The following is an 11,492-nucleotide window of genomic DNA, read 5'->3' on the forward strand; positions in this document are numbered from 1 at the left end:
CGATCCCGGTCCGGCCGGCGCGCGCCTCACGCGCGCGCCTCACGAGCGCCACGCGCGCCTCACCCGCGCTCGGCCGGCGCGAGCCGGATGAGCCGCTCCGTCCAGAGGGCCCAGAGCTCGCCCGCGACCTCGGCCCCCGCGCCGCCCGGCAGCGCCGCGACGGGCCGGGTCCCGTCGGCCTTCGCCAGCACGTCGTACGCGGATCGCGAGATCTTGCGGCGGAGCCCGCGGTCGTAGCTCGTCCGCAGCTCCCACGCGTCGCCCGGGCGCGCGCCGTCGTGCCACCCGCGCGTGCGGACCACCTGGGTCGAGCGCGGGAGCGACACGGCCATGCCGAGCCTGTCCTCGACCGACGCGCTCTTCTTGCGGACGAGCACGTCGTCCACGAAGGCGGCCTCGAGGCCGCTCGTGAGGAGCAGCGCGACGACGTCGTCGACGGTCTCGGCCGGCGGCTCCGCGCCGTCGTCGAGCGACGTCACGAGCAGCGCGCCGACCCCGGAGCGCTCCTTGAACGCGCCGAGCAGCGCGAACAACCGGGGATCCGCCGCCTCGAGGACCACCCGCGCGCGGACGGTGCCGCCTTCGTGCAGCGCCGCGGCGAGCGCCGCCTTGCGCTCGTGCCGGACGCGGAGGGCGAAGCTCTTCCAACAGAGCTGCTCCGCCGGGCACGGCAGCATCAGGCACTCGGCCGCGTCCTCGGCGAGCATCGCGACCGAAATCGGCCGGTGCGGCGCGCGCCGCTTCATCGCGTTCAGCGCCGCCCGCCGCCGCTCGTCCCGCGGATCCGCGACGATCACGCGGCGCCCGAGCGCCACGAGCCCCATCTCCGAGCGGCCGTTCGCCCACCCGACGGCCGCGCCGCCGTCGATGAGCGCGGCGGCCTCGCGGGCCGGCGCGGCGCTGCGCTCCGCCGTCACGAAGGCGCCCCAGCGGCGCAGCGCGGGGAGCAGCGCGTCGGCGGTGCCGAGGTCCGTCCCCCAGGCCACGTGATCGAGCGCGGCGCGGCGCGGCGGCGCGTCGGCCGCATAGAGCGCGGCCCCGAGGGCGCAGCCGGCGTCGTGCGCGGCGGGCTGGACGAACACCTCGTCGAACAGGCCGCTCGCGAGGACGCGGGAGTTGACGGCGCAGATCTGCGCGCCCCCTCCGGCCAGGCACAGCCGCCGGACGCCGCTCGCGGTCCGGTGGTGGCGCAGCACGTGGAGCACGATGTCGGAGAGCGCCTCTTCGAGCGCGGCGATCACGTCCTTGTGCGCCTGCTCGACCGGCTCGCCGCGCAGCCTGCCCGGCGCCTTCGAGACCACGGCGGCGAGGCGCTGGAACGCGAGGTCGTAATCGCCGTCCGGCAGGAGCGTGTACACGTCGCGCATCGCGGCGCGGTGCACGGCCGGGTCGCCGTGCGGGGCGAGCTCCATCGCCTCGGCCTCCTCGAAGGGGCTGTACCCGAGCGCTCGGATCGCGCGGTGGCACAGCTCGCCGAGCGACTTCTGCGGCGAGAAGGCCGCGAGCTCCGTGAGGCACGACCGGGCGCCGCGCGTCGATGTCCCGGTGAAGACCCCGCCCTCGTTGTCGATGACGTAGACGAGCGACCGCTCGAAGCCCGACATCGCCGCCGCGCTCACCGCGTGCGTCAGCCGGTGCGGCACGAAGACGATCTTCTCCGGATCGATCGCGCACTTCATCTCTCGCTGGATGGCCGCCTGGAGCAGGCCGCGCGCGTCGGGGACGCCGGCGAGCTCGGGGAACGCCGCGCGCAGGCGCCCGACGAGGAAATTGGCCGTCTCCTCGCTCGAGTAATACGCGATCCGGTCCACGTCCTTGAGGGCGACGCCCCGCTGCCGCAGGCAGGCCCGCAGCGCGTCGAACGGGAACTTGTTCGTCCGGCGGACGCGGTTCAGCCGCTCTTCCTCGATCGCGGCCACCACCTGCCCGTCCTCGACCAGCACGGCCGCCGCGTCGTACGTGAAGTATTGCGGCGCGTCGTAACGGCAGTCGTAGACGGGATCCAAGCCTCCGGCGAGGCCCAGAGTCAGCATGCGCTCCTCCATCCTTCGGTTGGGACGTTCGCCGTCCTGTTCGTCGTTTTCGTGTTGTTCGTCCCTACCGCAAACGCTGTACCAGCGCGCCGTGGGGACATTCCGGCGGATGGCATCGGGCGGGCGCGATCTTTTTGTTAGAACTCTTTAAGAAGCCGGAGAAACGTGGAGCGATAGGGGGCGAGCGAGGCGCGGATCTTCTCCGAGGTGCGCTCGAGGCTGTCGGCGCTCTGGAGGTCCTTCGGCTTGATGCCGAGCTTTGCCAGGCGGCTGTAAACGTACGGTAACGAGCGGTTCATCCTCCGCGACAGCTCGCGCGCGCTCCTCGTCTCCCTCGCGCACTTCAAGAACAGGAGATCGTCGAGCTTCTCGATCTCCTGCGGTTGAATCTGCGGGGCCGTAGCGGCGTCGTCCGCGAGCTCGCCCTGCTGGGCCAGGAGGTCGAGCGCGCACGCGGCCCGCCAGTTCTCCTCGACGGTCCGCTCCGGGTCTCGCACGAGGAAATACCGCTCGACGGCGTTGCGGAGCTCCCGGACATTGCCCCTGTAAACACCGCTGCTCGCGAGCTCGCCGAGGGCGCTCACCTCGCGCGCCGAGGCGGCCGCGCGGTAGCGCTCGCTCATCTCCACGGCGAGCACCCGCGTGAGGCCGCGCAGATCGTCCCTGCTCGGCGGCGGCACGACGATCGTGAACACGCTGAGCCGGAAGAACAGGTCGGACCGGAACGTCGTGTCGAGCCCGGCGGCGAGATCGCGGTTCGTGGCGGCGAGGATGCGGACGTCCACGCTCTTCTCCTCGCAGCCGCCCACCGGCCAGAACGAGCCGTCCGCGAGGAATCGGAGGAGCTTCGCCTGCGCCTCCGTCGGCAGCTCGCCGATCTCGTCGAGGAACAGGCTGCCCCCGGAGGCGAGCTCCACGACGCCGCGCTTCGAGGCCGTCGCCCCGGTGTAGGCGCCGCGCACGTGGCCGAACAGCTCGCTCTCGAAGAGCGTCTGCGTCAGCGCTGCGCAGTTGACCGTGATGAGCCGGTGCTTCGAGCGCCTGCTGTGCTGGTGGATGTCGCGCGCGAGGATGTCCTTCCCCGCTCCGGTCGGCCCGACGATGAGGACCGAGCAGTCTGCGGACGCGGCCTGCTTCGCGTACTGAAGGGCCCTGCGCCGCGCGTCTGAGTGCGCGACGAATCTCCAAGAGCTGGTCATCAATGCATCTCCTGATTCTGTAGGACGAACGCTGCTTGTCTGGCACCGCCCGCACGGGCGGGGCCATTGCAAACATATCGCAGCTCGCCTAGCGCCCTCGGCCTCCCACCGGGCGAGGGAGCGCGGCCGGGCACCGATACAGGAAACTTCTCGACATGGAAGTCGCGGGCGCCAGCGCCGGGGCGCCGAGCGGCGCGTCATCGCATCTGGGAGGAATTGGGGAGGAGGGGAGAGCGGAGGCGATGCCCCGCGCGCGGCGCCGCGAGGACCCGCCGCGGCGGCGGAGGGCTCAGGGCGCGGCGGCGGCCGTCAGGCGGTCGACCACGGCGCGGTTCGAGTCGTCCGTGTGCCGGCAGTTGTCGCAGCGGCCGCAGTCGGGCGCGCCCTCTCCGGCCGCGGCCTCGCCGGGCTCCTCGAAATAGGCCTTCAGGGCCGCCATCCGGCACGACGGGCTCTCGGCGTAGCGCATCACCGCCTCGAGCCGCTCGCGGTCGCCCGCGCGCCGCTCTTCATAGGCCTTGAGGAACGCGTCGAGCTCCGCCTCGTCGGCGAAGTCGCGCAGCCGGCGCACGCCGCGGCTCCGGTCGACGATGCCGGCGGCCTCGAGCAGCGCCACCACGACCTTCACCTTGCGCTCGGGCAGGTCCGCGACCTCCGCCAGCGCCTTCACCGGCACCCCCGCCCGCCGCTTGCCCTCGGCCCGCTGCGCCTCGAGGCGGCCCAGGGTCTCGTAGATTCGGTAGCTCTCGTCGGGGCGCGGGTACTTGCCCCCGAGGAAGAACGCCTGAATGCGCCGGTCCTCCACGCGGTACAGCAGGACGCCGCGGGCCGGGCGGCCGTCGCGCCCGGCGCGCCCGGCCTCCTGGTAATAGCTCTCCAGCGAGTCGGGGAAGTGGTAGTGGACGACGTAGCGGATATCGGGCTTGTCGATGCCGAGGCCGAACGCCTTCGTGGCGACGATGAGGCGGTACTCGTCGCCCATGAACCGCTGCTGGGCCTCCTCCCGCTCCCTCGGGCGCATCTGCCCGTGGTAGCGGCCCACCGAGATCCCTTGATCCGCGAGCCACCGGTGGAGATCGTTCGCGGTCCGGACCGTCGCCGTGTACGCGATCCCGACGCCGCGCTCCTCCTCGAGGACGCGCAGGAGCCGCTCGCGCTTCTTCTCCTCGTTCGGCGTGCGGATCACCTCGAGCGACAGCTGCGGGCGGTCGATGCCGGTGTTCACGACCGCCGCGGCCCGCATGCCGAGCTGCTCCACGATGTCGCTCGCCACCTCGGGCGTCGCCGTCGCCGTGAGGGCCAGCACCGGCGGCCGCCCGAGCGCGGCGATCGCGTCGCGGAGCCCGAGGTACGCAGGCCGGAAGTCGTGGCCCCACTGCGAGACGCAGTGCGCCTCGTCGACCACGAAGAGCGACACGCCCGAGCGCCGGAGCAGGTCGATGTACTCCGGGTTCTCGAGCCGCTCCGGCGTCACGTAGACGAGCGGGAGCTCGCCGCTCTGGATCCCCTGGGCCGCCTCCCGCTCCTCGGCCGTGGTCAGCGTGGAGTTGAGCTTTGCAGCAGGGATGTCCGCCTGCGCCAGCTTCTCCTGCTGATCCTGCATCAGCGAGATGAGCGGCGAGACGACCACGGCCGGGCGCGGCAGGAGGAGCGCTGGCAGCTGATAGCAGAGCGATTTGCCCGCCCCCGTCGGCAGGAGCCCCAGGGCGTCTCGCCCGGCGAGCACCGCCTCGATGAGCTCACGCTGGCCCGGCCGGAAGATCTTCACGCCGAACCGCTCGCGCGCCATGTGCCGGATCTCTTGCCAGCTCGGCGCGCCACGCCGTTGTTCCATTCGCGCGAGCATGGCGCGCTCGCCAAGGGCGCGCCATGCTCGCGCGCCTTCGATTGCCGCTCGACGCGGCGATGGCCAGTGAGGGCGGCCCTTGGGGCAAAACGTCACTGAGACGAAAAGCCACACATCGGCTGGAGCGCTCCGCGCCGGCACACCGGAATGAAGACCTGTCATGACGAAGAGGAGCGGACGCGAATCGAGCTCGAGGACGGCCGCGCCGCACGGGCGCCGCGACGGCGCGCCGGCGAGTGGCGCTTGGGCTCAGCGCAGGTCCGGGCGGCCACGGGCGTGCTCTGCTGCCATTCCCTAGTTGCCTCAGGTTATTCCTTCATCGGCGATCCGGAGCCGCGGGATCGCGCGGCGACCCTGACAGATCGCACCCTGCACGAAGCCTTGTTCGAAGTAGATTCTGCGCCGGAGGCACACGACGAATGACGGAAGCGTCGGACGATCAGAAGATGAGCAGCCAGGCAGACAGCGCGGCGCGCAAGGCGGCGCGGCTGGTCGAGGCGGCGTGCGACGGCGTGGCGCCGCGCCTGCCGCGCGCCACGTACCGCGTCCAGCTCAACAAGGACTTCACCTTCGAGCAGGCGCGGCGCGTGGTCGCCTACCTCGACGCGCTCGGCGTCAGCGATCTCTACTCGTCGCCCTTCTTCAAGGCGCGCCCGGAGAGCCTGCACGGCTACGACCTGGTCGATCATAACGCGCTGAACCCCGCGATCGGCGGCCGCGACGACCTCGACCGGCTCACGGGCGAGCTCGCGGCGCACGGCATGGGCCTCCTGCTCGACTTCGTGCCCAACCACATGGGCGTCGGCACCTCCGACAACGCCTGGTGGAACGACGTCCTCGAGAACGGCCCGAGCTCGCTCTACGCGCCGTTCTTCGACATCGACTGGGCGCCGCTCAAGACGGAGCTCAAGCACAAGGTGCTGCTCCCCGTGCTCGGCGACCACTACGGGCGCGTGCTCGAGCGCGGCGAGCTCAAGATCGAGTTCGAGAGCGGCGCGTTCGTCCTCCGGTACTTCGATCACGTCTTCCCGGTGAACCCGCGGACGTTCGGGATGGTCATCGGGCCGCTCGTGCCCGGCCTGACCGCCGCGCTCGGCGAGGAGCACGACGCGCTCCTCGAGCTCCAGAGCATCTTGACCGGGCTCCGCAACCTGCCGCCGCGGACGGAGACGCAGCGGGCCAAGGTGATCGAGCGGCGGCGCGAGAAGGTGGTCCTCAAGCGGCGGCTCGCGACGCTCGTCGCGGACTCGCCCGACGTCGCGGCGGCGGTGGCGGAGGGCGTCGAGCGCATCAACGGCAAGGCGGGCGATCCGCGGAGCTTCGACGCGCTCGAGGCGATGCTCGAGGAGCAGGCCTACCGGCTGAGCTTCTGGCGCACCGCCGCCGAGGAGATCAACTACCGCCGGTTCTTCGACATCAACGAGCTCGCGGCGATCAAGATGGAGCACCGGCCGGTCTTCACCGAGGCGCACCGGCTCGTCTTCGAGCTCTGCGAGCGCGGCCAGGTCACCGGCCTGCGCATCGATCACCCCGACGGCCTGTGGGACCCGATCGGCTACTTCGAGGACCTGCAGCGGGGCTACCTGGTCGAGCGCTGCCGCCGCCGCTTCCTCGCCGAGGCCGCGGGCGAGCCCGAGCCGCGGAGCCTCGACGACGCGCGCCGGAGGCCGCCCGCCGCCGCCCGCTTCGCCAGGCTGGAGCCGGCGATCCGCGCGGCCATCGAGGAGCGCGTGGGCGCCGGGGGGGCGCACGGCGCGCAAGGCTCGTCGATCGAGCGGCCGATGTACGTCGTCGTCGAGAAGATCCTCGCCCGCGGCGAGACGCTGCCCGAGGCGTGGCCCATCCACGGGACGAGCGGCTACGACTTCACCGCGGCGGTGGGCGAGCTCTTCGTCGACTCCTCGAGCGAGGCGTCGATGACCGCGATCTACGAGCGGTTCATCGGCGATCGGCTGGAGTTCGACACGCTCGTCTACGAGAAGAAGAAGGTGATCCTGCGGACGGCGCTGGCGAGCGAGCTCAACGTGCTCACGCACGCGCTGAACCGGCTCACCGAGCGCGACCGCCGCTTCCGCGACTTCACCCTGGGCTCGCTCAACGACGCCCTGCGCGAGGTGATCGCGTGCTTCCCGGTCTACCGCACGTACGTCAACGAGCGGACGCCGACGATCTCGGACCACGACCGGGTCGCGATCGGCCGCGCGATCGCCCTCGCGCGCCGGCGCAACCCGACGATGGAGGCCACGATCTTCACGTTCGTGCGCTCGGTCCTGATGCTCGATCCGGATCTCTTCCGCGAGGAGGACCGGCGCCACTTCTGCGAGTTCGTGATGAAGTTCCAGCAGCTCACCGGGCCGGTGATGGCCAAGGGGCTCGAGGACACGTCGTTCTACATCTACAACCGGCTCGTGTCGCTCAACGAGGTCGGCGGCGAGCCCGAGCGCTACGGCGCGAGCGTGCTCGCGTTCCACCGCGCCAACGTGCAGCGGCAGAAGACGTGGCCGTACTCGATGCTCGCGACGTCGACGCACGACACGAAGCGGAGCGAGGACGTCCGCGCGCGCATCAGCGCGCTCTCGGAGATCCCGTCCGCCTGGGAGGAGGCGCTCCAGCGCGCCGCCGCCGCGGCCGCGCCGCTCAAGGCCGAGATCGAGGGCCGCCTCGCGCCGGACAGCAACGAGGAGTACCTCTTCTACCAGACGCTCCTCGGGAGCCTGCCGATCGAGCCGCTCCTCGGCGCCTCCAGCGGCCCGCGGGCGCCCGAGGGCGACGCGCTCTCGGCCTACGCGGGTCGCCTCGTGGACTACATGCGCAAGGCCACGAAGGAGGCGAAGGTCAACACGTCCTGGATCGACGCGCAGCCCGAGTACGACGCCGCCGTCGAGGCGTTCGTGCGCAAGGCGATCGCGTCCGCGGATGTCCTGGGCGCGCTCCTGCCGCTCGCGCGCGTGGTCGCCTACCACGGCATGTGGGGCTCGCTCTCGCAGACGCTCCTGAAGCTCACGTCGCCGGGCGTGCCGGACATCTACCAGGGCAACGAGGTGTGGGACTTCAGCCTGGTCGACCCCGACAACCGGCGCGCGGTCGACTACGCGTCGCGCGAGGAGGCGCTCGCGGAGATCCGCGCGCGGTGGAACGGCGGCGACCTCGCGCTCGCGCGCGAGCTCTGCGCCGAGGCGCGCGACGGCCGCATCAAGCTCTTCGTCACGCACGTGGCGCTCGAGCTGCGCCGGCGGCACCCGGCGCTCTTCGGGGCCGACGGGGCCTACGCCCCGCGCGCCGTGATCGGCGAGCGCGAGACGCACGTCGTCGCCTTCGCGCGCCGCGACCCGAAGGACGGGCGCTCGGCCGTCGTGATCGCGCCCCGGTTCAGCGCGCGGCTGCTCGGCGGCGCCTGTGCCCCGCCGACGGGGAAGGTGTGGGCGGGGACCTTCGTCGACGTGGAGCCCGGCCTCTACACGGATCTCTTCACCGGCGCCGAGATCGAGGCGTCGCCTTCCGCTTCCTTGCCGCGCGATGCCGTCGCGACGTCCGAGCCAAAGGACGGCGCGGCGCTCCCGCTCGACCGCGTGCTCTCCGATTTTCCCGTCGCCCTGCTCGTGCGGGCGACCCAGCGAGGTCAGTGACATGAAGGCGATTCGCACGATGGGCGCATGGCTCGAGGGCGGCGCGGTCCGCTTCCGGGTCTGGGCGCCCGACCACGATCGGATCGAGATCGTCACCTACGGCAAGGACGGCGAGGAGATCACGGGCGCGCTGCCCGCGGCCCCCACCGGCGGCGGCTACTTCGAGGCGACGGCGCCGGGCCTCGGGGCGGGCGCGCTCTACAAGGTGCGCATCGACGGGGAGGGGCCGTTCCCGGACCCCTACTCCCGCGCGCAGCCGTTCGGCGTGCACGGCCCGTCGGCGGTCGACGACCCCTCGTTCGCGTGGACCGACGCGGGGTGGAAGGGCGTCGCGCTCGAGGATCTCGTCCTCTACGAGGTGCACGTCGGCACGGCGACGCCGGAGGGCACGTTCGACGCGCTCATCGGGCGGCTCGCCGACCTGCGGGCGCTCGGGATCACCGCCATCGAGCTCATGCCTGTCGCGAGCTTCCCGGGCGAGCGCGGGTGGGGGTACGACGGGGTCGATCTCTTCGCCCCGGCAGCGGCCTACGGCGGCCCGGAGGGCCTCCGCCGCCTCGTCGACGCGGCCCACGCCGCGGGGCTCGGGGTGGTCCTCGACTGCGTCTACAACCACTTCGGCCCCGACGGGAACTACCTCCGCGCCTACGCGAAGCGCTACTTCACCGATCGCCACAAGACGCCCTGGGGCGACGCGGTGAACTACGACGGCGAGGGCGCCGAGCAGGTGCGCGCGCTCGCCATCGCGAACGCCGAGATGTGGATCCGCGACTTCCACATCGACGGCCTCCGCCTCGACGCGACGCACGCGATCCTGGACGACACCGAGCCCCACATCCTCCGGGAGATCGCCGAGCGCGCGCGGGCGGCCGGCGCGGGGCGGCGCGTCGTCGTGATCGCCGAGGACAGCACCAACGACACGCGCCTCGTGACGCCCGTCGAGCAGGGCGGTTACGGCCTCGACGGCGTGTGGGCCGACGACTTCCACCACGAGCTCCGCGTGCTCTTCGCCGGCGATCGCGACGGCTACTTCGAGGATCACCGGGGCACGGCCGAGGACATCGCCGCGACGATCCGCAAGGGGTGGCTCTACGAGGGGCAGGTCTCGAAGCACTCGGGCAAGCCGCGCGGGACGCCCGCCGCGCCGGTGCCGCCGCCGCGGTTCGTGCACTGCATCCAGAACCACGATCAGATCGGCAACCGCGCGGTCGGCGACCGGCTCGGGGACAAGGTGAGCCCGGCGGCCTTCCGGACGATGTCGGCGCTGCTCCTGCTCACGCCGTACACGCCGCTCCTGTTCATGGGCCAGGAGTGGAACGCGCGGACGCCGTTCCAGTACTTCACCGATCACAACGCCGAGCTCGGCCGGCTCGTCACCGAGGGCCGCCGGCGCGAGTTCCAGTACTTCACGTCGTTCGGCGGCGCGGAGGTGCCGGATCCGCAGGATCCGCGCACGTTCCAGCGCTCGAAGCTCGACTGGAACGAGCGGCAGCGGCCGGAGCACGCCGGCGTGCTCGCCTGGTACCGCGAGCTCCTCGGCCTGCGCGCGTCGCACCCCGCGCTGCGGAGCCGCGCGCGCGACGCGTTCTCGGCCGAGGCGCTCTCCCCGGACGCGGTCCGGATCGAGCGCCGCGGCGGCGAGACCGCCGTGGTCGCGCTCGTCGCGCTCCGCGGCGCGCTCGCCGTGGACCTCGGCCGCCCGGAGGCGCGGGTGATCGCGTTCAGCGAGGAGCCGCGGTTCGGCGGCGCGGCGCCGCGGGCGCCGCTCGAGCGCGGCCGGGCGGCGTTCGAGGGCCCGGCGGTCCTGATCGTCGAGGTGTCGCTCCGGTGACGCCCGTCACGTTCACGCCCATCGGCGTGGTGCGCACCCCGTTCCCCGACCGCGTGAGCGCGCCGCGGCAGCCGCACGCCGCGGCCGGAGCGGAGGGCACGATCGAGCTCGTGCCCGGCCGCGGCCTGGAGCACGCGCTCTGCGACATCGAGGGGTGGGACTACCTCTGGGTGGTCTTCTGGTTCCACCTCAACGAGGGCTGGCGCCCGAAGGTCCTGCCGCCGCGGAGCGCCGGCAAGCGGCGCGGCGTGCTGTCGACGCGCTCGCCGCACCGCCCGAACCCGATCGGCCTCAGCGTGGTCAAGCTCCTCGGGGTGGACGGCCTCACCTTGCGCGTGAGCGGCGTGGACATGATCGACGGCACCCCGGTGCTCGATCTGAAGCCGTACGTGCCCTACGCCGACGCCTACCCGCACGCGCGCACCGGCTGGGTCGCGCCGCTCGCGCCGGGCGAGGCGCCGGCGGATCCGGAGCCGGGGTTCGAGGTGGTCTGGAGCGAGTGGGCGGCCGAGCAGGCCGCCTGGCTCGACGCGACGCACGGGGTCGCGCTGCGGGAGCGGGTGGACCGCGCGCTCGCGCTCGGCCCGCAGCCGCACCCTTACCGGAGGATCCGCGCCGACGGGGACGCGATGCGGCTCGCCGTGACCTCGTGGCGGGTGCGGTTCAGGGCCGAGGGGCGGCGGATCGAGGTGCTGTCCGTGGCGACCGGCTACCGCGAGAAGGAGCTCTGGAGCGGAGACGCGCCCGAGCTCGCCGCGCACCGGCAGTTCGTGGAGCGGTTCGGACGCGGCTAGCACCGCGGGCGCGGATCAGAAGTCCCGCCAGGGATCTGCCTCGCGAGCGAAGAGAGAGTTCAACGTAAAGGCGCAAAGACGCAATAACGCAAAAATACATCATATTTATTCTTTTTGCGCCTTTGCGCCTTTGCGTTGGGCTCTCTCCCGATCGCATGCCGGG

At 72.3% G+C, this 11,492-nt stretch carries 6 protein-coding genes; 3 read left to right on the forward strand and 3 right to left on the reverse strand.

Features of this window, described 5'->3' with window-relative positions; genetic code table 11:
* Positions 1-59: 59 nt before the first annotated feature.
* The 3 genes from WME98_RS38765 to WME98_RS38775 all read right to left on the reverse strand — a co-directional run bounded on the left by WME98_RS38765 (position 60) and on the right by WME98_RS38775 (position 5,066).
* Positions 60-2,033, reverse strand: a complete 1,974-nt coding sequence (locus WME98_RS38765) for a carbamoyltransferase N-terminal domain-containing protein (RefSeq protein WP_437946758.1) — start codon at positions 2,031-2,033, stop codon at positions 60-62.
* Positions 2,034-2,170: 137 nt separating this feature from the next.
* Positions 2,171-3,232 (reverse strand): sigma 54-interacting transcriptional regulator, encoded by a 1,062-nt coding sequence (locus WME98_RS38770; RefSeq protein WP_437946759.1) that lies wholly within the window; start codon positions 3,230-3,232, stop codon positions 2,171-2,173.
* Positions 3,233-3,521: 289 nt separating this feature from the next.
* Positions 3,522-5,066, reverse strand: coding sequence for a RecQ family ATP-dependent DNA helicase (locus WME98_RS38775; protein WP_437946760.1), 1,545 nt, complete (start codon positions 5,064-5,066; stop codon positions 3,522-3,524).
* 431 nt (positions 5,067-5,497) lie between these two features.
* On the opposite strand from WME98_RS38775, the gene treY reads away from it, so the two are divergent.
* From treY to tsaA, 3 genes are read left to right on the forward strand one after another with little or no spacing between them, the layout of a single operon-like run.
* Positions 5,498-8,704 (forward strand): malto-oligosyltrehalose synthase, encoded by a 3,207-nt coding sequence (treY, locus tag WME98_RS38780; RefSeq protein ID WP_437946761.1) that lies wholly within the window; start codon positions 5,498-5,500, stop codon positions 8,702-8,704.
* A 1-nt stretch (position 8,705) separates the two neighbouring features.
* Positions 8,706-10,535 (forward strand): malto-oligosyltrehalose trehalohydrolase, encoded by a 1,830-nt coding sequence (gene treZ, locus WME98_RS38785; RefSeq protein ID WP_437946762.1) that lies wholly within the window; start codon positions 8,706-8,708, stop codon positions 10,533-10,535.
* Complete coding sequence (gene tsaA / locus WME98_RS38790) at positions 10,532-11,329, forward strand: tRNA (N6-threonylcarbamoyladenosine(37)-N6)-methyltransferase TrmO (RefSeq protein ID WP_437946763.1); 798 nt, start codon at positions 10,532-10,534, stop codon at positions 11,327-11,329. The genes treZ and tsaA overlap by 4 nt, the downstream gene beginning before the upstream one ends.
* The last annotated feature ends 163 nt before the right edge of the window (positions 11,330-11,492 follow it).

It is taken from the genome of Sorangium sp. So ce296, from assembly GCF_051529605.1.
Taxonomy (GTDB): domain Bacteria; phylum Myxococcota_A; class Polyangia; order Polyangiales; family Polyangiaceae; genus Sorangium; species Sorangium cellulosum_D.